The organism is Protofrankia coriariae, from assembly GCF_001017755.1.
Taxonomy (GTDB): domain Bacteria; phylum Actinomycetota; class Actinomycetes; order Frankiales; family Frankiaceae; genus Protofrankia; species Protofrankia coriariae.
The window spans coordinates 76,051-97,808 of the sequence record NZ_JWIO01000006.1 but is presented as its reverse complement, the minus strand read 5'-3'; the positions used below and the strand labels follow the sequence as shown (position 1 = coordinate 97,808).

General features: G+C 71.6%; 17 protein-coding genes and 1 pseudogene (1 of these 18 running past the window's edge). 8 read left to right on the top strand and 10 right to left on the bottom strand.

Translation table 11 applies throughout. The features are described 5' to 3' along the window. Positions 1-35, top strand: the 3' end of a protein-coding gene (locus FrCorBMG51_RS33560; RefSeq protein ID WP_420848582.1) for a hypothetical protein. The gene continues 178 nt to the left of window position 1, outside the view; 35 of the gene's 213 nt are visible here — the last part of the coding sequence; the start codon falls outside the window, past its left edge; its stop codon occupies positions 33-35. Next, the gene (locus FrCorBMG51_RS05790) at positions 32-1,435 is read left to right on the top strand and encodes a cysteine--tRNA ligase (protein WP_420848581.1); all 1,404 of its coding nucleotides are present in this window, start codon (positions 32-34) and stop codon (positions 1,433-1,435) included. The genes FrCorBMG51_RS33560 and FrCorBMG51_RS05790 overlap by 4 nt, the downstream gene beginning before the upstream one ends. A gap of 300 nt (positions 1,436-1,735) precedes the next feature. Here FrCorBMG51_RS05790 and FrCorBMG51_RS05780 read toward each other — a convergent pair whose 3' ends face one another. The 5 genes and pseudogenes from FrCorBMG51_RS05780 to FrCorBMG51_RS27945 form a co-directional block, all read right to left on the bottom strand. Beyond that, positions 1,736-2,917, bottom strand: a complete 1,182-nt coding sequence (locus FrCorBMG51_RS05780) for an FHA domain-containing protein (protein ID WP_052914362.1) — start codon at positions 2,915-2,917, stop codon at positions 1,736-1,738. A 67-nt stretch (positions 2,918-2,984) separates the two neighbouring features. Beyond that, positions 2,985-4,265 (bottom strand): vWA domain-containing protein, encoded by a 1,281-nt coding sequence (locus tag FrCorBMG51_RS05775; protein WP_047222169.1) that lies wholly within the window; start codon positions 4,263-4,265, stop codon positions 2,985-2,987. Positions 4,266-5,438: 1,173 nt separating this feature from the next. Further along, a pseudogene (locus tag FrCorBMG51_RS33555) lies at positions 5,439-5,582 on the bottom strand (serine/threonine protein phosphatase); the annotation flags it as partial. A 7-nt stretch (positions 5,583-5,589) separates the two neighbouring features. Next, the gene (locus tag FrCorBMG51_RS05770; protein WP_047222067.1) at positions 5,590-6,276 is read right to left on the bottom strand and encodes a hypothetical protein; all 687 of its coding nucleotides are present in this window, start codon (positions 6,274-6,276) and stop codon (positions 5,590-5,592) included. A gap of 802 nt (positions 6,277-7,078) precedes the next feature. Next, positions 7,079-7,255, bottom strand: a complete 177-nt coding sequence (locus FrCorBMG51_RS27945; protein WP_157180402.1) for a hypothetical protein — start codon at positions 7,253-7,255, stop codon at positions 7,079-7,081. 661 nt (positions 7,256-7,916) lie between these two features. Between FrCorBMG51_RS27945 and FrCorBMG51_RS05760 the strand changes: the two genes are divergently transcribed. The 4 genes from FrCorBMG51_RS05760 (at position 7,917) to FrCorBMG51_RS34485 (ending at position 11,123) form a co-directional block, all read left to right on the top strand. Further along, entirely contained in the window at positions 7,917-8,768 is an 852-nt protein-coding gene (locus FrCorBMG51_RS05760) for a (Fe-S)-binding protein (protein ID WP_047222065.1), read from the top strand. Then, on the top strand, positions 8,765-10,297 hold the full coding sequence (locus tag FrCorBMG51_RS05755; protein WP_235433347.1) for a lactate utilization protein B: 1,533 nt from the start codon (positions 8,765-8,767) through the stop codon (positions 10,295-10,297). Before FrCorBMG51_RS05760 ends, FrCorBMG51_RS05755 begins: the two co-directional genes overlap by 4 nt. Beyond that, positions 10,291-11,010, top strand: a complete 720-nt coding sequence (locus FrCorBMG51_RS05750; RefSeq protein WP_476742113.1) for an LUD domain-containing protein — start codon at positions 10,291-10,293, stop codon at positions 11,008-11,010. The genes FrCorBMG51_RS05755 and FrCorBMG51_RS05750 overlap by 7 nt, the downstream gene beginning before the upstream one ends. Continuing rightward, entirely contained in the window at positions 10,989-11,123 is a 135-nt protein-coding gene (locus FrCorBMG51_RS34485) for an LUD domain-containing protein (RefSeq protein ID WP_268760533.1), read from the top strand. Before FrCorBMG51_RS05750 ends, FrCorBMG51_RS34485 begins: the two co-directional genes overlap by 22 nt. 69 nt (positions 11,124-11,192) lie before the next feature. On the opposite strand, the gene FrCorBMG51_RS05745 is transcribed toward FrCorBMG51_RS34485, so the two are convergent. The 3 genes from FrCorBMG51_RS05745 to FrCorBMG51_RS05735 all read right to left on the bottom strand — a co-directional run bounded on the left by FrCorBMG51_RS05745 (position 11,193) and on the right by FrCorBMG51_RS05735 (position 14,052). After that, positions 11,193-12,002, bottom strand: a complete 810-nt coding sequence (locus FrCorBMG51_RS05745) for a hypothetical protein (RefSeq protein WP_235433346.1) — start codon at positions 12,000-12,002, stop codon at positions 11,193-11,195. 348 nt (positions 12,003-12,350) lie between these two features. After that, on the bottom strand, positions 12,351-12,917 hold the full coding sequence (locus FrCorBMG51_RS05740; RefSeq protein ID WP_047222063.1) for a hypothetical protein: 567 nt from the start codon (positions 12,915-12,917) through the stop codon (positions 12,351-12,353). Positions 12,918-13,131: 214 nt separating this feature from the next. Beyond that, positions 13,132-14,052, bottom strand: coding sequence for an NADP-dependent oxidoreductase (locus FrCorBMG51_RS05735; RefSeq protein WP_047222062.1), 921 nt, complete (start codon positions 14,050-14,052; stop codon positions 13,132-13,134). A gap of 705 nt (positions 14,053-14,757) precedes the next feature. Between FrCorBMG51_RS05735 and FrCorBMG51_RS05730 the strand changes: the two genes are divergently transcribed. Next, complete coding sequence (locus FrCorBMG51_RS05730) at positions 14,758-15,627, top strand: HalD/BesD family halogenase (RefSeq protein WP_047222061.1); 870 nt, start codon at positions 14,758-14,760, stop codon at positions 15,625-15,627. A 1,089-nt stretch (positions 15,628-16,716) separates the two neighbouring features. After that, the gene (locus tag FrCorBMG51_RS05725) at positions 16,717-18,600 is read left to right on the top strand and encodes a choline/carnitine O-acyltransferase (RefSeq protein WP_200902352.1); all 1,884 of its coding nucleotides are present in this window, start codon (positions 16,717-16,719) and stop codon (positions 18,598-18,600) included. A gap of 82 nt (positions 18,601-18,682) precedes the next feature. On the opposite strand, the gene FrCorBMG51_RS05720 is transcribed toward FrCorBMG51_RS05725, so the two are convergent. Together FrCorBMG51_RS05720 and FrCorBMG51_RS30675 are read right to left on the bottom strand one after the other, a co-directional pair. After that, positions 18,683-20,935, bottom strand: a complete 2,253-nt coding sequence (locus FrCorBMG51_RS05720) for an efflux RND transporter periplasmic adaptor subunit (protein ID WP_047222060.1) — start codon at positions 20,933-20,935, stop codon at positions 18,683-18,685. A 177-nt stretch (positions 20,936-21,112) separates the two neighbouring features. Beyond that, on the bottom strand, positions 21,113-21,758 hold a 646-nt coding region (locus FrCorBMG51_RS30675; RefSeq protein ID WP_235433345.1), incomplete at its 5' end, for an ABC transporter permease.

Genomic DNA, 21,758 nt, shown 5'->3' with positions numbered 1-21,758 from the left:
CCGCCGCTGGCTCGTCGCGTCCGGGCTCGAGGTGACCTTCGTACAGAACGTCACCGACATCGACGACAAGATCATAATTAACGCCAGCCGGGCAGGCGAAAGCGTGTGGGAGCTGGCCACCCGCCAGACCCGGGCCTTCGACGACGCCTACCGTGCGGTCGGCGTCCTGCCACCCACCATCCAGCCGCGGGCCACCGGGCACATCCCGGAGATGCTGGCACTCATCGGCAGACTGGTGGACACCGGCTATGCCTACCCCGGCGGCGGCTCGGTGTGGTTCCGGGTCTCCCGCTTCGCCGGCTACGGCGAGCTGTCCCACCAGCGCCCGGAAGCGGTCCAGGCGTCACCGGAGTGCGACGAGGGCAAGGTCGATCCCCGTGACTTCGCGCTCTGGAAGGGCGCGAAGCCCGGCGAGCCGTTCTGGGAGTCGCCGTGGGGGCGCGGCCGGCCGGGCTGGCACATCGAGTGCTCGGCAATGGCCGGCAAGTACCTCGGGGAGGTCTTCGACATCCACGGGGGCGGCCTCGACCTCGTCTTCCCGCACCACGAGAACGAGCGTGCGCAGTCGGCCAGCGCGGCCCACTCCCACGGGGGCGCCGGCGGGGGCGCGCCGCAGATGGCCCGCTACTGGATGCACGTCGGTCTGCTGACCACCGGCGGCACCAAGATGTCGAAGTCGTTGGGCAACTCGTTCCTGGTCAGCGACGCGTTCGAGCAGGTCAGGCCACAGGTGCTGCGCTACCATCTGCTGTCGGCGCACTACCGTTCGTCGCTGGAGTACACCCCGGAAGGGCTGGCCGAGTCGGCGGCGGCTCATGACCGGATCGAGACGTTCGTCCGTAACGCGCTCGACATCCTGGGCGGGCCGGACGAGGCCGCGGCGCTGGCGGCCGAATGCGCCACGAACCCACGTCGGGATCCCGCCGGGCAGGGCCAGGTGAAGGGCGGCACACTCCAGGGCGCCCGTTCGTCCGGGCGGGCCGGGGCGGTGGTTATCGCCGCCGGCGCGGCCGCGCACGCTTCCGCGGGCGACGACCCGGCCGAGGTGGACAGCCCGGCACAGGCGTGGGCGGCCTTCGCGGCCGCTCTGGACGACGACCTCGCGATCTCCCGGGCGCTGGCTGTCCTCTTCGGCGCGGTCGGCTGCGGGAACCAGGTGCTGTCCAAAGCGCGGCGTCGGGAGCTTGCCGGCTGGGTCGACGTCGTGCGCAGGATGCTGGTCGTTCTCGGGCTCGACCCGGTCAGCCAGTGGCCAGCGGCCGGCTCCGAGTTGCGGCCGGCACTCAACGGCGTCATGGAGATCGTTCTTGATCTGCGGTCGGCCGCGCGTGCCCGACGGGACTACACCGAGGCGGACGAGATCCGGTCCCGGCTGGCCGCCGGCGGCATCATCGTCGAGGACACACCCGAGGGGCAGCGCTGGCACCTGGCGTAGGAGCGCCGGCCAGCCAGCCGTGGTCAACGGACAGCCAGGTAACGCCAACAAGATAGCCAGCCGGCCCCAGGTAGCCAGGTAGCCAGGTGGCGCGGGCAGTGTTCGCGCGTCCGCGCACGAGCCTGATCCAGGTGAGCCTGATCCAGGTGAGTCTGTCGTTCGGTACGCCTTCCGGCCTGACGGGCGTCCCGAACGACGGACTCACGCAGATCTTCTTGGCTGGCCGGCGTCTGGCGACGTCGGCCAGTGGCCGTGCCGCTGACCGCTGTTACCGCTGACGGCTGTTACCGGGAACAGCCGTCAGCGGGAGCGGATCGTGACCCTGGTCCAGGCTCCGAGGTACACCCGGTCGCCGTGACGCAGCGGTACCGGCTGACCCGGTGGGATCGGGTTCGGCTCGTCATTGATCCTGGTGCCGTTCGTCGATCCCGGGTCGAGCACCGCGTAGCTGCCGTCCGGCAGGAGCTCGAGCATGGCGTGCGCGCGTGAGATGCCCGGGTCCTCGGGGGCACCGGCCAAGTCGATCTCCGGATGGATCCCACGGGACTCACTGCGCCGCCCGATCAGCAGCCGGGAGCCGTTGAGCGCGAACACCCGCCGAGGGTAGATCGTCGGGAACGGGACCCGATGGTCGTCACCGCTGTCGTAGTACTCCCGCTCGGCCTCGACGACCACGTCCCAGCTGGCCTGGACCGGCAGCGGCCCACTGGGGCCGGAACGCGGCTCCGCCGGAACAGGCGCGGGACGCTCCAGCAGGACGAGGTCGAAGCCGCACACCTCGCAGAAGCGGGCACCCACCTCGTTCGGGTTGTGGCAGTTCGGGCACGCGGCATAGCCCTCGACCGGCTCCCGAACATCCCGCGCCGGACGCTCGAAGCCAGCCTGGTTCGGCGGGGGCCGGTGGTAGTCGGTGGCCGGTGCTCCCGTCGAGGGGCGGGCGGCGGCCCCGCGGTCGAGGCCGTACGGGTCGTCGACACCGCCCGTGCCGGGCGCGGGGGGCGCGGGGGACCGGTACGGGTCAGCCCGCTCGTAACCCCACAGGTCGGCCCGGTACGGCTCGTCGGAAGGGTCGCCGCGGGGGTCCCGGTAGGGATCGGGCGGGTAGCCGTCCGCGCCGTAGCCGCCCTGGGCGTAGGGGTCGGGCGGGTAGCCGCTGGAGGAATATCTCTCCTGGCCGTACGGGTCGCGGCCGTACCCGCTGCTGGCACCGTAGCCACCGGCTAGATGGCCGGCGGAGTCGTAGCCGTCCTGGGCATAGCCGTCCCGTCCGAACGGGTCGCCCGGCAGCGACGGGTTCGGACCCGACTGCCCCGGGCCGGCCGGCAGCGGCCCGGAGCCTTCCGCCGGCCGCCGGCCGTAGGACGGCTCCCCGTGGCCCCCGGCGGCATGGTCCGGCTGGTGCGGTCGCCCGTGACCTGACGACCCGGTCGTCCCGTCAGCGGGATGAATGACATAGGGCTCCTGGTTGGCTACAATCCGCATACCACATTGATCGCAGTAGTCGGGAGCCAGAGACAGGTGCCCGTCTGGGCAGCGTGCACTCACCTGATCACCTGTTCACCCTGACGGTCCTGGTCGACCGTGTGTCAAGGACCATTTCGTCAATGGTGTCGACGTTCCGTTTCAGCCGAACAGTACCTGCGCTTGCGTCCTCAATGTCGACCACGTGTTGAAGTAGGCGGTATGTACCCTCGTTGCCGGACTGACGCGCCAGCTGTGCGCTTCGACCAAGTTTGATGGTAGCGGTCGCCTCGTCGCCGTCGCGTCGGGCCTGCAGTCCCTCCTGGATGGCCTGGGCAAGCTCGACCTGGCCGGTGTAGTGGGCGACCTCGGGTGCGATCCGGGTGGACAGGTCGATGTCGTTGGTCCAGACCGCGCGGACGCGCTCACGGCACCGCACCTGGCCGGACACGACCACGCCGACCTGGGCGGCCAGCATCTCCATATCGTCTGTGCGTGGTGGAACGGTGACGCAGAGGTGATAGTCGCGAGATTCACTGCCCCATGCGCCGGTCGGATAGTCGACAGTCAGTTCGTCGACTCGCGTGGCAATTCCGGTGAGATCTGTCACAAACGGTGCGACCTGTCGCAGAAAACGTACAGCAGCGTTACGTGGCGTCCACACCCGTAGGCTGACCCGGTCCACTGCCCGGTTCGTCGCGGTATTGATCATGGATTGGAAGTCGGCGGCCAGGTCCTGCGGGCGCCGGACCGCGTCGACCGTGCCGAGCAGGGCCGTCGCGACGCGGCGGAGCTCGTCGACACGCCAGTCCGCCCCCACACCCCGGCAGTCGCACTGGAAACGCCCGACGCACGCGGCGACGGCCTCGTCGAACTCGGCCGCGCGCTCGCCGTTGCGTCCGTCGGTCAGCAGGATCGCGTGGTGGATGGCATCCGGCCTGGTGGCCATCAGCTCCCGGGCGCGGGTGAGCCAGCGGCCGATCGCGGTGCCTCCGTCGGCGTCGACGCGTCCGATCCGCTCCTTGGCCGCGGCCCGCGTCCGCTCGTCGGCCCGGACGAGCTCGCGGCCGGCCGGATAGACGGCCTCGGCGATCCCCGACCCCCGCACGATCGCGAACCACGTGCCGTCGGGCAGGGCGTCGACCGCGGCCTCCGCAGCCCGCCGCATTTCGACGATCTTCGTCCGCGGGTTGCCCATGGAGCCGGAGCAGTCCAGCAAGATGACCTCGGCGAGCTCCACCGGGCCGCGCTGGCCCGGCAGGCCCGCCGGGCCGTACGCTCCCCGGACGGTGACCACCGCGTGCACCTCACCGTGGCCATGGGCCAGGTACTCGTTCTGGAAGACCTCCACGGTGAACGGCGTGGTCATCGCTGCTCCCTTCCGGAGGTGTACCGGTCGGCGGGCCCGTCGGTGGGGTCCGGCCCGACCTGCGCGATCACGACCGTGATGTTGTCGTGGCCGCCGCGGTCGATCGCGTGCCTGGTCAGATGACGGGCGATCATGAGCGGTGAGGCGTTCGGCGGGAGCTGGCCGACGACCGCGGCCATGTCCTCGGCACGGGAGAGGTAGTTCCACAGCCCGTCGGTGCAGACCAGCACCGTGGCCGAAGCGGGCAGCGGGAAGGCGCGGACGTGCGGGGTGACGTCCTCGGCGTCGCCCCNCGCCCCCGAGCCAGCGGGTGAGGGTGTGGGCCCGCCGGTCGGTCTCGACCGCGGAGGCGGGGATCAGCCCAGCGCGGGCGGCTTCGGCCGCCCAGGTGTCGTCCTCGGTCAGCCGCTGGAAGCAGCGCGTTGTGAGCAGATACACTCTGCTGTCGCCGATCCAGCCGACGGTCACGTGCCTGGTGCCGTCCCGCTCACGGGTGATGATCGCCGCGGCCAGCGTGCAGGACGGTGAACTGCGCCCGATGGCGGGCATCCGGGCCACCGCGTCCTGCGCGGCGGCCACGGCGGCGCGCACCGCCTGTTCGGCCCGCCTCGGGGGCAGTTCCTTGCTGAGCGGGCCGGGTGGGAGCGAGCCGGGTGGGAGCGGGCCAGGTGGGCAGGTCGGGAGGTCGGCGTCCGGCCAGTCGGTGCCGTGGCCGCCGCGGCGGTCATCGCGGTCACGGTAACGATCATGACGGTCGGGCGGGTCGCGATCCTCGCCGAAGTCCGCGCCGAAGCCGGGGTAGCCGAACCCGTCGGGGCCGGCCGGTCTGCCGCGGTCATGGTCGGTGCGGTGCTCGGCGTCGTCCCGCTCCCCGCCGGGGCGGGGGCGGGTGATGGGCCGGGCGAGGATCGCCGCCGCGGTCGCCGCCGCCACCTGGGCCGCCGCGCGGGCGGCCAGTCCGGATCCGGGCGTGCTCGACACGCCGTCACAGACCACCGCGATCAGCGTGGAGCCGACCATGAAGACGCCCATCGCGTCCTCGTTGGTGGTGTGCCGTACCCCTCGGTCGCAGACGCCGGCGATCGGGCCGAGGTCGATCTCACGATGGTCGGCGTCATCGGTCCCTACCGGTGGTGTGGCCCGCAGCGGCGTTCCACACGCTTCGCAGAAGCGGTCGTCCGGACGTACCGGAGCCGCGCACGCAGGGCAGCGACCCCCGTTCTGGTCGATTCCGTACCGTCCCTTCCCCGCGGCGGGGTCGTGGCCTACCCGCCCGGTCTCCGTGCCTTCGGCTGTGGCCTGTCCACGGCCGATCACGTGCGTATCACCTGGTCGGACCAGCGTCCACGGGCGGACGCGGTCTGCCGCCGCCCTGGCGGCACACCGGGGCCAGGCTGTCGGGGCCGGGTCGGCATGCCGGCAGTATCAACCAAGGTGTCGCGGCGACACCGCGGCCAGGAGCCTTCCCTGCTGGACGCGCGCTCGACCCGTTGTGCGCCGAGGCCGGCCCGCGGCCCCCGCCCGGCCGTGAGCGAGCCGGACCGTCCGCTCCCAGCCTTGCTCCTGACCCGGAATCCGCACCCGATCCCGGCCCCGCTCTCGGCTCCGGCCCTGGTTTCGGCTCCGGGTTCGGCCCTGGGTTCGACGAGGTGCGGCGATCGACCGCCGCACCGAAGGCGTGCACCAGCGCGGCGGCCCGGTCGAGATCGGTCGGTGCCGTGTACAGCACCGACCGGGCCTGTCGGTACAGGCCGGCGAGTTCCGGTTCCGCGGCGACACCGCGTCCGACCGCCTTGGCCTGCCAGCCGGCCAGCAGCCCGCGCAGGTCGTCACGGGTACGCAGCATGGCCGCGTTGGCTTCGGCGACCCGGCGGGCGGAGATCGCGGTGGCGTCCGCGAGCTCCCGCCAGCGATCGAGGCCTCGGCTCGCCTCCTTCCAGCGGCCCGCCGCCGCCGTCGCGGTCAGCCGGTCGAGCCAGGTCCGCAGGCCGTGACGCTCGTCGTCGAGCACGTTGTCGGGCAGGCGGGTCAGGGACGCTCTCGACCGCAGGACGCGGCCGCGGGCCCGCTCGGCGTCCGCCGCAGCCTGTTCGATGAGAGCGATGATGCCGGTCAGCAGCTCGTGGGCCTCCCGCAGCGCCTGGGGCAGGGCGTCGTGCCGTCTGGCCAGTTCGTCCAGCCCGCTACCGGCCGCCGCGACCGCNCGGCCGCCGCGACCGCCGCCGCCAGCTGCGCGGACAGGCTCTCGGGCAGCGAGAGCGGATCGGTGGCGGCCCGCTCGGCGAACTCGGCCAGCAGCCGGCGGGCGATGGCCAGGCCCGCGTCGTCGTCCAGGCGCAGCCGGGCGGCGGTCGCGGCGGCGGTGGTGATCCGCTGTTCGGCCGTGTGGACGACGGCCAGGTGGGTGTTCCAGGCGGCTGTGATCTCGTCGATGCAGGTGCGTACGGTCCGTAGCGCCGCGTCGGTACGGCTGGCCAGCTTCGCCGGGCGGACGCCCAGCTGTGGCACCGGGCCGTGCAGCAGCAGGTCCAGCTCGTCGATGGCGCGGGCGTCCAGCCGGGCCCTGTCCCCGCGCAGGGCGCGTGCCCGTCCGGCGAGATCGGTGAGGACGCTGTACCACTGCCAGGCATCGGTCAACGCGCTCAACGCGGTTGTCGCCCGCTGGCGGGTGCCGCCGGTGAGCCGGTCCGGAACGAGCAGGGCCCGCTCGGGCGCGTTCTCCAGGGCCATCAGGGCGGCAGCCTGGGACGCGGCCGCCTTCGACAGCGCGGTCAGGGTCCGGTCGATCCGCTCCTGGGTCGTGTTCACCATGGTCACCGGCCTCGATGCCGCGGTAGCGCCGGATCGGGTGCCGGGCCGGTGACCGTCCCGGTGATCGTCCTGGTGGCCCCACCGGTGACCGGGTGTGGGTCCGGCCAGCGGGGCAGGGCCGCGAGCATCCGGCCGGTGTCGGTCGCCTCGAGCGCTCCGTCGGGCCGGCGGGGCGTCATCGGCACCCGTCGCCGTGTCGCCGACCGTCCGTCCAGGTGCGTCCGGCGCCGCCAGCAGCGGTTACTGTCCGTGCCGCTGGCGGGGTGCGGAGCCGACCGACGCCGGCGGGCGTCCGTAGGTGGGGCCGTGCCTGGCGTGCCGTCATCGCGGTCACCTGCGTTACTCGTGATGATGTGGCTGCCCGTGGTGGTACGGGCCCGGTGACGGGGGTGCCAACTCCGGCGGATCCAGTGAACAACGCCGCGGATGTGTTGGCCGTCACGCTCTGACGATAGTGCTGCTGTCGCGGGGTTTGAGATAGGGGTTGTGCCGATCCGGTGTCACCTTGCTGACAGACAAGCCGTCCGGACGCTGCCCCGGCGGGCCGCGTGTCCTGGCACCGTCCTCGTATTGCGGCGGCCGGCCGATCGTGCTCACTGTCTGTTACATATTGGACGCCTGTCAGGCGGCGTGGGCCAGGGTCGCGGGCGCCCGGTCACGAGGGAGCGGGTCGGCCGACGACACGGGCTGTGGAGATGCGGGCCGTGGGTCGCGGGCGGGGATCGGGCCGTGGGGCGGCGAGACGGTCCGTGCGGATGGGCCAGCGCGCGGGAGCGGGGGTGGGATAACGGAGGGCGGTATGACAGGGCGGGACGAGGGCTCGGGATGAGGGGTGGCGCCGTGAAGGCCGCGCTGTTCGTGACCTGTTTCAACGACACGGCCTTTCCCGGGACGGGGAAGGCCACCGTCGAGCTGCTGAGGCGGCTCGGGGTCGAGGTGGACTTCCCCCCGGCGCAGACCTGCTGCGGGCAGATGCACGTCAACACCGGTTACCGGGACGAGGCCGTGCCGTTGGTGCGTGGCTTCGTCGAGGCGTTCGAGGGATACGACGCGGTGGTCACCCCGTCGGCGTCGTGTGCCGGCACGATCCGTCACCTGCATGCCAGGCTGGCCGCCGAGCGGGGTGACGCGGCGCTGCGGGACGCGGTGGCCCGCACGGCACCACGGGTGTACGAGCTGGCGGAGTTCCTCGTCGACGTGCTCGGGGTCGTCGACGTCGGCGCGTACTTCCCGCACCGGGTGGCCTACCATCCGACCTGCCACTCGCTGCGGGTGCTCGGGCTTGGTGATCGGCCCCAACAGCTGCTGCGCGCGGTGCGTGGGCTCACCCTCGCCGACCTGCCGGCGGCCGAGGAGTGCTGCGGGTTCGGCGGCACATTCTCGATCAAGAACGCCGACGTGTCGGTGGCGATGGGTGCGGACAAGGCACGCCATGTCCGCCAGACCGGGGCGGAGGTGCTGGTGGCCGCGGACAACTCCTGTCTCGCGCACATCGGCGGGCTGCTGTCCAGGTGGCGCTCGGGAGTGCGCGTCCTGCACCTGGCCGAGGTGCTTGCCGGGACCGGCGACGCACCTGTCGCACCCGCCGAACCAACCCCGGCCGCCGCGTCCGCGTCCGCGCGGGCCGGGCGTGCCGGGCGGCCCGCGGTCTGGCAGCGGGGACGGGCCCGGGCGGGGGGACGGCCGGCATGACAGCGATCTTCCTGGGGACGCCGGCGTTCCCGCGGGCGGCGCGGCAGGCGCTGGCCGACACCCAGCTGCGCCGCAACCTCGCGCACGCCACCACGACGATCCGGGACAAGCGGGCCCGGGCCGTCGGCGAGCTCGACGACTGGGAGGCGCTGCGCCTGGCCGGGGCCGCGATCAAGGAGCGCACGTTACGGCATCTGGACGGCTATCTGGAGCAGTTCGAACGGGCGGTCACCGCGGCCGGCGGCCAGGTGCACTGGGCCGGTGACGCGGCCGAGGCCAACCGGATCGTGATCGACCTGGTCCGTGCCGCCGGCGTCGGGAGTGGCGTCGGCGGGCGCGCCACCGGTGCTGACGAGGTCGTCAAGGTGAAGTCGATGGTCACCGCCGAGATCGGCCTCAACGACGCGCTGACCGCGGCCGGCATCACCGCGGTGGAGACCGACCTGGCCGAGCTGATCATTCAGTTGGCCGGTGACCGGCCCAGCCACATCCTGGCCCCGGCGATCCACCTCAACCGGGCGGAGATCCGGGAGATCTTCCTGCGGGAGATGGCGGACGCGCCGGCCGGCCTGACCGACCAGCCGTGGGCGCTGGCCGCGGCGGCTCGCGCGCACCTGCGGCGCAGGTTCCTCACGGCGAAGGTGGGGATCTCCGGGGCGAACTTCGCGGTCGCCGACAGCGGCACCCTGGTGGTGGTCGAGTCGGAGGGCAACGGCCGGATGTGCCTGACCCTGCCGGAAACCGTGATCAGCGTCGTCGGTATCGAGAAGGTGGTGCCGACCTGGTCCGACCTGGAGGTGTTCCTCCAGCTGCTGCCCCGGTCGTCGACCGGGGAGCGGATGAACCCATACACCACGATGTGGACCGGGGTCACCAGGGGTGACGGCCCGCGCGCCGTCCACGTGGTGCTGCTCGACAACGGGCGCAGCCGCGCGCTGGCCGACCCGGTCGGTCGGCAGGCGCTGCGCTGCATCCGCTGCTCGGCCTGCCTGAACTCCTGCCCGGTGTATGAACGGACCGGCGGCCACGCCTACGGATCGGTCTATCCGGGCCCGATCGGCGCCATCCTCACCCCGCTGCTGAACGGGGTGGACGCCGGGCCGGTGGAGAAGGCGCTGCCGTATGCGTCGTCGCTGTGCGGCCGCTGCTTCGAGGTCTGCCCGGTGCGTATCGACATTCCCGAGGTGCTGGTGCATCTGCGCGGCCAGGTCGTCGACGCCGCGCGCGCCCGTCCGCGGCCGACGGCAGAGGCGGTCGGGATGCGCGCGGCGGCCTGGGCGCTGGCCCGGCCCGACCGGCTNCCGGCTGGCCGCCGTCCAGCGCGGCGTCGGCGCGGTGCGGCGGCTGCTCGGCGGCCGACAGACCGTCGGTCCGGTGCCGCTGCCCGGCCCGGTGGCGGCGTGGAGCCGGGCGCGCGACATCCCGCTGCCGCCCCCGGAGTCCTTCCGTGCCTGGTGGGCGCGTACCCGCGGCGGGNCCCGCGGCGGGAACGCGGCCGCGACCGGCGATGTGCCTGTGACGGATGGTGACCCCGCGGTGGGGAAGGCTCCCGTGCTGGAAGGCGGCCGTGATGAGCGCGCGTGAACAGATGTTGCGCCGGATCCGGGAGGCGCTCGCCGACGTGCCCGCGGCCGAGCGGCCCGCGGACGTCCCGGTTCCCCGCGACTATGCCCGCCCGCGCGCGGCCAGCGCGCCTGGCACCGCCAACGTGGCTGACGCTGCCAACGCTGCCAACGCTGCCAACGCGGCTGACACGGCCGGCACGGCCGGCGCGCGGCGGCGGTCGGCGGCGACCGTGGAGCTGTTCCACGAGCGGGTCGCCGACTACCGGGCCGTTGTGGACCGGGTGCGTCCGGACGGCCTGACCGCCGCGATCGTGAAAGCGCTCACCGGCGCGCGCCGGGTCGCGGTTCCCGCCGGGCTGCCCGCGGACTGGCTCGCCGCGGCGGAACGGGCGGTGGCGCGGGCAGGCGGGCAGGTGGTCCGGGACACCAGCGAGGCGCCGCTGTCCGTGCCCGACCTGGACGCCGTCGACGCGGTGCTCACCGGCGCCGCGGTGGGGGTGGCCGATACCGGCACGATCGTGCTTGACGGTGGCCCGGTCTGCGGGCGCCGCGCGCTCACGCTGGTCCCCGACGTGCACGTCTGCGTCATACCGGCCGGGGACGTCGTGGACGGCGTACCCGCCGNGTGGACGGCGTACCCGCCGCGGTCGCCCGCGTGCGCCCGGACCGGCCGCTGACCTGGATCTCCGGCCCGTCCGCGACCAGCGACATCGAGCTGGAGCGCGTCGAGGGCGTGCACGGGCCGCGCACCCTGCACGTGATCGTCATCGACGATGATCCGGGCTCCTGAAGCGTTCCCAGCACGAAGCGTCTCCAGCACGTCTCAGGAGCCCGGCCACGATCCGGTCGGATGATGCTCTCAGCCGACGGGCAGGGTCACCGCAGCCGTGCGCAGCACGCCGGCGGTCTGGAACTGCACGAACAGCCGCCAGTTGCCAGGCCGCGGCAGGCTCGCCTCGAACGTCAGAGCCGGGCCACCGTCCTTCCCGCCCGCGGTCGTGCCCGTCGGATGCAGGTGGGCGAAGGCAAGGTCGCCCTCGTGGAAGGCGGTCAGGTGCGCGTAGGTGTCCAGGTAGAGCTGTAGGTCGGTGACGGGCCTGCCTCCCGCGGACACGGTGATCGTCAGGGTGCCTGCCGCCCCGGCCGTCAGCCCGCCGGCCAGGGTCAGGGTCAGGGTGTAACCGTCAACCGTGGTCGTGGTCGACGCGGGCGGCAGCGGTGTGTCGGCGGAGCCGTCGGCGACGGTGACCGGCTGGCTGAGGACCGTCGGGACGTCCGCACCCGAGGCGTCCGTGGTGATGAACGAGGCGTACACCCGGTACGCGCCCGGCCGGACGGGCTGGAGCGGTGCCGTCCAGGTACCGTCACTTTCCACGTTCGGGTGCACGTGCTGGAAGCCGGTGAGGTCCGACCGGATCAGGTACAGGTGCATCGGCCTGGTCTGGTCCAGCTTGAACGCGGTGACAGGGGCGCCGTCCCCGTTGGCCGTCCCGGTGCCGTGGGTCTCCGGCGGCGACACGCGAGAAGCATGATCGTGATGTCCCGGGCCCGCCAGGATCCGGAACCGGAACGAGGTCGGCTGGTCGGCCGGCAGCGTCGACGCGACCGGGACGAACCGCAGCCCGGATGCCTCGGCGGCCAGACCGTCCCCGGCCGGCAGGCCTCCCATACCCGGCATCCCGGCATGGCCGGGCATCCCTCCGGACGCCGGCATCCCACCGTGCCCAGGCATCGCAGAATGGCCCGGCATCGCGGGAGACTCCATCGGGTGCGCCGTCCCCGGCCCGGTCGTGGCGGAGCCCCCGCAGCCGGCCGCCGCCAGCCCGACCACGACTGTGACCCCGACCAGCATGCGCGCACAACGCGGGCGGACGGTGGATGGATACGGAACGCGGGCACGCGAACGCAACAATGTCAGCATTGAGATCAGAAATCTTTCCGGACGGCGCGCGGTACGCGCGCGGATGAACAGCAACGTCAGACCAGCCGGAGCCTTGCTCCGGTCAGCGGCGTCGCGTCACGTCCGGGATATGCACAGCCTGGTCAGCAGGCCTGAGCCGGTCGGTGGCGGGGCACGGCGCCGGCGGCCACCGCTGTCGGCACCGACGCCCCGTTCCCCGATGGGCCACGTCCCCGCGATCACAGCGATGCCGAGCAGGAGCGCCAGCAGACCGAGCAGGCCGCCCGGCCCCGTCCGGGGCGGCAGCGACACGCACAGGGCGCCGTGCCCACCGGCACTGTTGGTGATCATGAATGGTGGCGGCGACGTGGACGTCCCGTGGCCGGCCGCCAGGGCGTGTACCGGCAGGGACGACGACGCGGATGCCTCATGATCGATTATTGGGGTCGCCGCGGACGGGTGCCGTACCGGCGGAGCCTCGTGGCCGGTGCCCAGGCCGTGGGGCGTCGTCGTCGACCCCGCTGGGTGGGTACCGCCGGGGCATCCCAGCCCCACCGCCATACCGTGCATGACGAACAGCCCAGCCAGCGCGGTACACGCCAGCATCAGGCGGTACACCGCCGACATACGACGGGGCGGTACCAGGCGGGCCGCCGCCCGCGTCGGTACCGCCCCACCGGCCATCGCAGTCTCTCTCCCGCTGGAACCAACGACTGCCCACCATGGTAGACAGCCGGGTATGGGGTAGACAGCCTGCGGTTGACGCGGCGTCCACAGCCTGCTCCTGCCAGTGGGGCATCTGGGAGCGGCCCTGACGGGTGGGTTCCGGCGGGGCTGAGGCCGCCGTCCGACAGCGGCCCGGTCCGCTCGGAAGCGTTTCCGCTGGCGGGCGCGTTCGTCAGGACGGCAGTAGCACGATCTTGCCGCCAAGGTGGCCGGTCTGGCTGGCGTCGAGGGCGGCGGCCGCCTCGGTCAGCGGATACGTACGCCAGATCGGCAGCCGCAGACGGCCATCCCCGATCAGGGTGAGGATGTCCTGAATCGCCCTTATGGTGTCCTGCCCGCCACCGCCGACGTGGAAGCGGACCCCGTGGTCGGCGGCGTCGAACGCGGCGATGGTGAGCACCCGTTCGGGCCCGCCGGCCAGCTCGATCGAGACGGGCAGCTCACCGCGGCCCGACGCGTCGAGCACGGCGTCCACGCCCTGGGGAACGGCCGCGCGGACCCGGTCGGCCAGGCCGTCACCATAGGTGACCGGGATGGCGCCGATCGAACGCAGCAGCTCGTGGTTGGACTCGCTGGCGGTACCGATCACCCGCACGCCACGGGCGACGGCCAGCTGCACGGCGAAGACGCCGACGCCACCCGCGGCAGCGTGGATCAGCAGCGTCTCGCCCGCGGTGACACCGAGCAGATCGAGTACCTTCCACGCGGTGCCGCCGGCACCGGCAAGGCTGCCGGCGACCTCCCACGGCACCTCGGCCGGCCTGGTTACCAGCTCCGCCGGGTCGGCAAGCGCGAACTGGGCGTAGGAGGGGGTCGAGGAGGAGCCGAGCACCTCGTCGCCGACCGCGAAGGCGGTCACGCCGTCGCCGACCTGGTCGACGACACCGGCGACGTCGCTGCCCAGGCCCGCCGGCAGGTCCAGCCTGATCAGCTCCTGCAGGGCGCCCTGGAGGATCTTCCAGTCGACAGGGTTCACACTCACCGCCCGCACCGCGATCCGCACCTGGTCCGGACCGGCGACCGGGGCCGGGGCGTCGACGATGCGCAGCACGTCGCTGGTGCCGTACTCGGAGAACTGCGCTGCAATGGGCATCTGCTCGGCTCACAATCTGCTGACGGTCACAACGAGTGGTCATTCGCCCGGCCGGGGATGGTCCTACCGTCCAGACAGCGGACCGATTCGTCCTGACTTGTAACGCTGTTGATCGTAATTTGTAACATTTCCGTGCCGCGGCTTCCGTGTCCGGGCCTGGTCGTGCCCGGTACCGCTCGACCGGGCGGTCCTGGGCCGGCCGCACGGACGGAGCCGCCAACGTCCATCTGACGGTCACCCGACTGGCTGGTAATCACCCGACAATCGGCCCTCACTCACTCGGGGCTCACTCTTTAATCACCCGGTGTGACTATCGGCTGTGGCTGTCGACGGAGTCAAAATGAATATCGAGGGTGACGGCGGGGAAGGTCTGAACCGGTCGTGATCGACAGGCGTTTTCGAGGGTGGTGTCGCGTGTCACAAACGACTTCATGGCAATGAATCGAGGGCAACGATGTGCTAAGAGCCGAAAAGACTGTGCGATCATGTTTGTTTCGTGTCGGTGTCCGGCTCCTCGGGTGCTCCTGGCATGCCCGGGGTGGGCGAGAAGACGCTGCGGACGTGACCTGTTCGCGGGGAGGGATAGGCCTTGACAGCGTGTGGATCGGGCGACTGTCGGCGGATGGACGTCGGTCGTGGGGATCGTCCGGGCGGTTGTACTGTCCCGTCTCGCTATTATGATCATGGTCGGCGGAGGAGAACTTCATGATCGCATCGGAGGCCCGGCTGATCGAGCAGGTGGTCAGCGCGACCTGCTATCCCCTGACGGAGCCGGGTGGCGCCGACTGGGAGCACGTGGTTTCTCGTACCCGGCAGGAGTTACACGCCCACGGCTGCAGCATACTGCACAACTTCATCCAGCCCGCCCGGCGTGAAGAAATACGACTGGAATGTGCCGCGGTCGCTCCCCGGGCATATTATGACGTCGAGACCGTCAATGCCTACAACATAGCCACCGACGTGGATCTGCCGGCGGACCATCCTGGTCGGCTGCCGATGCGGCGTGGTAACGCCTTCGTAGCGCGTGATCGTATCCCCGACGATTTTGTCATTCATCGGCTCTACGCCAGTGAACTGTTCCAGAATTTCATTGCCAGTTGTTTCGAGCTGCCCCGGGTCCACGAGCTCGCGGATCCCCTGGCTGGGCTGTGTCTCAACGTCGTCACCCCGGGCATGGAACATCCATGGCACTTCGACACGAACGAGTTCGCGGTGAGCCTGCTCACGCAGGAGCCAGAGGACGGCGGGGCGTTCGAGTACTGCCCGGGTATCAGGTCCACGACGACGGAGAACTTTGCCGACGTACGGGCTGTGCTGGCCGGCCGCGGTGGGCACCTGATCCGTCGGGTGTCCCTGCGCCCCGGGGATCTGCAGCTGTTCAGGGGCCGTTATTCGATGCACCGGGTGAGCGCCGTGCGAGGTGGCACCGCGCGCCACTCGGCGATTTTCTCATACAGCGAACGCCCTGGGGTGGTCGGCAGCGTGGAGCGGACGAGGCAGCTTTTCGGCCGGGTGCTGCCCGAGCATCTGGCGGCCGCTGGACACGCCGTGCGGGTCGACCAACTGTTGGATTAGGCCGTTTCCGGCGGACGCCGGTCGGAGCGGGTGACGTCCCGCTCCGACCGGGAATCCGCCGCCGGAAACGGCCTGGGGGGGCGATCGGCGGCCCGGGCCCGGCGCCGGTCAGTTGCCTGTTCCGTGATCCAAGGAGGAACCCAACCCGTGCGTTTTGATGCCACTGGAAAAGTTTCACTCGATCACATCTACACGCAGCCCGACCCGTACGCCTATTTCGACACGTTGCGCAAGCTCGACTACGACATCCCGCAGCTGGCGAAACCGTATTTCGTCAAAATCATCGAGGCGTATCGGGAGTTACAGGGAAAGTCAGGTGTAAACGTCCTGGACATCGGTTGTTCCTACGGTATCAACGCGGCTCTGCTGAAATGTGACGCGAGTATGGCGGAACTGTACGGACGGTACTGCGACCGGGACGTCGACACACCGGACCGTGACACGCTGCTGGCCCGTGACCAGGAGCTGGTCCGGTCGCGGGCCGACCCGCGCCGGATCCGGTTCGTGGGCCTGGACACCTCGCGGCCCGCCCTCTCGTACGCACTCGCGGCCGGTTTCATCGACGACGCGGTGCACGCCGATCTGGAGGAGAACGACCCCACCTGGCGACAGCGCCGGCAGCTGGCCGACACGGACCTGGTCATTTCGACCGGTTGCATCGGCTACGTCACCCACCGGACCCTCGCGCGGGTGGTCCACGCGAACGACGAGCGCCGGCCGTGGATGGCGCATTTCGTCCTGCGGATGTTCCCGTTCGAGCCCGTCGAGGAGAGCCTGGCCGGACTGGGATACGAGACCTTCCATCTCGAGCACATGTTCCGGCAACGGCGGTTCGCCTCCTCCCAGGAACAGGCGCTCGTGCTGGACACTCTCTACAGCGTCGGCGTGGACCCGAGCGGTCTGGAAACCGACGGCTGGCTCTACGCGCAGCTCTACGTCTCCCGGCCGCGCGGCACGAAGGATTGCGTGGTCATCGACCTCGCAAGCAGCAACGGATCATCAACCGGCAAGAAATCGTCCAAATCCCCACAATCACCGAGGTCGAGGATCACATTGACTGTCAACCAGGAACTGAGCGTGGCCCAGGAACTGTCAGCCACCGCCCCCGCCTCCGCCGCTCCTGCCAGTCAGGAGCCGCCCACCCCCACCCCTGCCGAGCAGGAACTGTCCACCCGTACCTTTGGCAATGAGGACCAGCTGCCACGGGTGCCGCTGCCCACGCTGGAGGAGAGCTCCGAGAGATTCCTCGAGTGGGCGGCACCGCTGCTGACCGCGGACGAACTGGCCCGGACCGAGGCGGCGGTGGCCGCGTTCCGGGGGCCGGGCGGCCCCGGTCAGCGGCTCCACCAGGCACTGGTGGAGTATGACGCCACCGAGGGCGTGCACAGCTGGCTCGACACGTTCTGGCCGTCCCGGTATCTGGGCCGCCGCGACCGCATCGCGCTCAACGCGAACTTCTTCTTCCTGTTCAAGAAATCGCCGCTGGGACAGATCGAACGGGCCGCCGGCCTTGTCGCCGCGGCCGTCAACTACAAGCTGCAGCTCGACGACGAACGCATCCCGCCGGCCGTCCAGCGGGAACGGCCGCTGTCGATGGAGCAGAACAAGTTCCTGTTCTCCACGACACGGATACCCGGGGCCGTACAGGACACCGTCCGCGTACCGTACAGCGAGCAGTGGCCGGGCCCGTCCCAGGCGCGTCACATCGCGGTGTTCTTCCGCGGGAACATCTTCCATCTGGACGTGCTGGGCCCCGACGGCCGGCCGTACACCTTAGACGATCTCGCGGCGGGCCTGGAGGCGATCAGGAAGGCCGGTGCGACCCCGGCCGCGCCGGACACCGCCGTCGGACATCTGACCACCAAGGCCCGGGCGGAGTGGGCGGCCAGCCGGCAGACGCTGACTGCCCACCACCCCGGCAACGCCGCCGCGCTCGACGAGCTGGAAACCGCGCTGTTCCTCCTGGACCTGGAGGACATCACGCCCACGGACACCCAGGAGGCGTGCGACCAGCTGTTGTACGGCAACAGCGGTAACCGGTGGTTCGACAAGGCCGTCTCCCTGATCGTCTTCGAGGACGGCACCGCGGGTATCAACATCGAGCACTGCGGTCTGGACGGAACCACGATTCTCAGCTTCGTCGACACGCTGCTGGGTTCCTCACCCGAGGAGCACTCGGCGCAGTCGGGGGCCGTCCCCCAGGGCCTGCCGGACATCAGACCCATCGAGTTCGTGCTGGACAGCGACCTGCGGGCCGACATACAGGCCGCCGGCGAGGCGTTCGCGGCGTATGGCGCCGCCACCGCCACGACCATCCTGTCGTTCGACGACTTCGGCGGAAACCGGGCCAAGCAGCTGCGGGTGTCACCGGACGCGTTCGTGCAGCTGGCGTACCAGCTCGCGCACAAGCGGGCCAAAGGGCTGACCGGCGCCACCTACGAGTCGATCGCCACTCGGCAGTACCGGCGCGGGCGCACCGAGGCGATGCGCGTCGTCACACCCGAGGTGCTGCGCTTTGTGGCCACGCTGGACGATCCGACGGCGGACGCGGCGACCCGCCGGGCGGCGTTCCGGGCCGCCGCCGAGAAGCACGTGGCACGGGCGAAGCAGTGCCAGTCGGGGCAGGCACCCGAACAGCACCTGTGGGAGCTGCAGCTCATCCAGAAACGGCGCGGTGAGGAACTGGGGGTGACCGAACCGCTCGACCTGTACGACAGCCCGGGCTGGGTGAAGCTGCGGGACGACTACCTGAGCACCAGCTCCGCGCCCTCGGTCAACATCGAGTACTTCGGTTTCGGCTCGACCAGCAGCCAGTGCATCGGCATCGCCTACGTGCTGCTGCCCGACCGCTTCAACCTCTACCTGAGCACACCGCGCGCGGTGGCCGACGGGCTGTACACCTTCGTCGACCGACTCCGTGAAGCGGTCTACGAACTCCAGGACCTCCTCGCCACCGAGACCCCGGAGAACTGACCAGTCCCTTCGTCCCCGAACATTCGCAACTGTTTCTCCTGTTTCTCCGCCGAGGTGGCGGCTGGACGGGGTGGGTGAGCCGTCACCCGTTCCGTCTGCCGCCTCCTCCGTTGACGACGAAGCCGCCGCCACCGGCGCCACCGCCGGTGAGGCCGCCGCGGCCGCTGGTGAGGCCGCCGCCGGCCGGTCCGAGGCCGGCGCCGCCGAGGCCGCGCGGGGTGGTGTTGCCGGTGGGCAGGGGGGCGTTCAGGTCCGCGAGGACGACCTGGTCGCCTTCGGACAGGCCGGACGTCACCTGGGTGAAGGCCGTGCCGACCGCGCCCACCCGCACCGGCACGCTGGTCACCCTGCCGTCGCGCAGGACGGACACGACGTACCGGTTGCCGATCCGCAGCACCGCCGATGTCGGCACGGCGAGTGCGTCCGTCGCGCTGGCGGTGACGATGGCCACGGCCGCGCCCGAGCCGGCGAACAGCTTCCCGCCGCCGTCGTCGTTCAGGCCGATGGTCACCGGATAGGCCACCCCGGACGACGATCCCGACGACCCGGCCGAGGCCGTCCCGCCGGACGCGGTGGACGCCGCCGGGAGCAGGCCGACCGCCACCACGGTGCCGGTCAGCGGGGAGCTGGTCCCGTCGGGGGTGATCCTGGCCCTGGCACCGATCTTCACGGCAGCCAGGTCGCTGTCGCTGACGGTCGTCGTCACCTGCATGGCGTCCGGGTTCAGCACGACGATCGTGGCCGTGCTCGACCCGGCGCTGACGGACTGGCCGGGGGCGATGTTGACGGCGGCCACCAGACCGCTGATCGGGCTGATCAGCCGTGCCTGCTCCAGGCTCTGCTGGGCGACCAGGAGCACGGCGTCGGCCGCGTCGACCGCGGCCTGGTCGGCGGCGATCTGAGCGGCGGACGCCGGCGCGCGTGAGCCGCCCGTTCCCGCGCCGCCCGTCCCTGAGCCGCCCCCGCCCGCGGCACCACCCGCACCCGTGCCACCCGCCGCGGACCGGCCTGTCGCGCCGCCCCCGGCCGTACCGCCAGGCGCGCCGCCCCCGGCTGCCGTGCCGCCGAGCGTGTTCTGGTCGCCGTGGGTAGTTGTCCCCTCGCTCTGGCCCGTGCCGCTGGTCGCTGCCCCGGCTCCGGTCGGTCCGGACGACGGTCGGTCCGCACCCGCACCCGCACCCGCACCCGCTTCGGTGCCCGGTGCTGTTCCTGAGCTTGCTCCTGTTCCTGGGGCTGCTCCTGTGCCTGGGCTCGCGCCTGCGTCCGGTTGCGGCCCGGGGGACTGCTGCCCGCCCTGGGCCTGGGCCAGCAGCTGCGCGACCGCGGCGTCGAGGGCCGCTATGTCCGCCGCGACCGCGCGCAGCCGCTCGTTGAGCGCCTCCTGTTCGGCGAGGACCTGCTGGAGCAGCGCCGCACAGTCCGTACCGTCGGGCGCCGCGCTGCTGGTCGCCGGCGTCGTGGCCGCCGCGGCGGCCGGTGACGACAGGGATGCCGGGGCCACGGTGCCCGAGCCCGAGATCCCGCCGCCGGGCGTGGCGCCGGATGCTGCCGAGCCCGAGGCGGCACCCCCGCTCTGGTGGTCTCCGCCCTGGTGCAGGCCGTCCAGGAACGACTGGCATACCGACTGCTCGTGGACGAGATCGGCCTTGATCTGGGACAGGATCGTGTCGGCGGCGTGCTGGTCGGCCAGCAACCGCTGTTGGTACTGCCTGACGAGATCCTCGGCCGAGTCCGCCGCCCCGGTCGTCCCCGTGCCGCCGGCGGCTCCGGCCGGTGCTGTGCCGCCCGCATCCCCTGTTGCCGTCACCTGGCCCACATCCTGGACGCCGGCTCGGCCCGAGGTGACGAACAGCGCCGCACTGACCCCACCGGTCCCAGCCGATGCCGATGCGGGCGCGGCGGTGGACGCACCGGTGGACGCCGAGGCCGTGCCGGCCGTGCTCTGGCTGGCCTGGTCGGCGGCGAGCCTCGCCTGCGCCGAAGCGAGGGCGGACCGGGCGCTGTCGACCGCCGCGGCCAGGGCGGACGTGTCGAGCTCGGCCAGCACATCACCCGTTGTCACGTGCTGGCCCACCGTCACGGCAACCCTGGTCACCCGTCCGCTGACGGGGAAACTCACCGCTGCCTGGCTGATGGCTGTCACGGTGCCGGTGGAGTTCAGTGTCGCCTCGACACTGCGATGGGTGACCGCGGCGGTCCGGTAGGACGGCCCGCCCGAGGCGGCCGTGGCCGCGAGAACTCCGCCGCCGGCCCCGCCGGCGACGACGATGACAGCGATCACCGTCGCCCGGCGGCGCAGCCGCTGCCGCCGGCCGCGTGAGTTCCGGTCAGCCACGGGTGCTCTCCCCGGTGCGGGTGGGCTCCCGGACAAAGACCGACGCGGGCACGATCGGTTCTGGCCCGATCGGTTCTGGCAGGTTCGGTTGGTCTGGCAGGCTCGGTTCGGGCACGGTGGGCTCGTTTTTCTGATCGTGGCCCCGGAGGCGGGACAGGGCCGGGCGGCGGCGGGTCGTCATTCGCTGCGCAGCGCGTCGATGGGGGCCAACCTGGCCGCCCTGCTGGCCGGGTAGACGCCGAATCCGACGCCGATCCCCATCGCGACGACGATCGCGCCGACGGTCGCGGGGAGCGAGACGTCGATCCGTTGGGAGATCAGGTGGGGGAGCAGTGCGTCCCCCAGCAGCCCGAGGGCGGCGCCGGCGAGCCCGCCGGCCAGGCCGAGGATGGACGCCTCCACCAGGAACTGGCGTCTGATCACCCGGGGCGGCGCGCCCAGCGCTTTGCGCAGGCCGATCTCTCGGATGCGTTCGGTGACGGAAACCAGCATGATGTTCATCACGCCGATGCCGCCGACCAGCAGTGAGATCGCGGCGATCCCGCCGAGCAGCACGGTGAGTGTCCGGTCCACCGAGGTGGCGGCGGCCAGGATGGACTGTTGGCTGGCGATGGTGAAGTCGGCGGCGGCGGGCGTGCTGACGTGGTGCAGCGCCAGCAGCGTGTTGGTGGCCTCCTGGTGAGCGGCCGACAACGTCTGCGACGACGACGCCTCCAGGTAGATGTTCTGTACGGAGCTGCGGGCCGCCCCGCCGAACACCCGGTTCGCCGCGGTGCTGATCGGCAGGATCGCCTGGTCGTCCTCGTTGGCCGTGGCGGACGAG

Excerpts from the sequence above, each read along its gene's own strand:
- FrCorBMG51_RS05735 (WP_047222062.1), bottom strand. The coding sequence starts at position 14,052 with ATGCCCATTGCAGCGCAGTTCTCCGAGTACGGCACCAGCGACGTGCTG.
- FrCorBMG51_RS27945 (WP_157180402.1), bottom strand. The coding sequence starts at position 7,255 with ATGACGCCCCGCCGGCCCGACGGAGCGCTCGAGGCGACCGACACCGGC.
- FrCorBMG51_RS05740 (WP_047222063.1), bottom strand. The coding sequence starts at position 12,917 with ATGGCCGGTGGGGCGGTACCGACGCGGGCGGCGGCCCGCCTGGTACCG.
- FrCorBMG51_RS05775 (WP_047222169.1), bottom strand. The coding sequence starts at position 4,265 with ATGACCACGCCGTTCACCGTGGAGGTCTTCCAGAACGAGTACCTGGCC.
- FrCorBMG51_RS05745 (WP_235433346.1), bottom strand. The coding sequence starts at position 12,002 with ATGGGAGGCCTGCCGGCCGGGGACGGTCTGGCCGCCGAGGCATCCGGG.
- FrCorBMG51_RS05730 (WP_047222061.1), top strand. The coding sequence starts at position 14,758 with ATGATCGCATCGGAGGCCCGGCTGATCGAGCAGGTGGTCAGCGCGACC.
- FrCorBMG51_RS05780 (WP_052914362.1), bottom strand. The coding sequence starts at position 2,917 with ATGCGGATTGTAGCCAACCAGGAGCCCTATGTCATTCATCCCGCTGAC.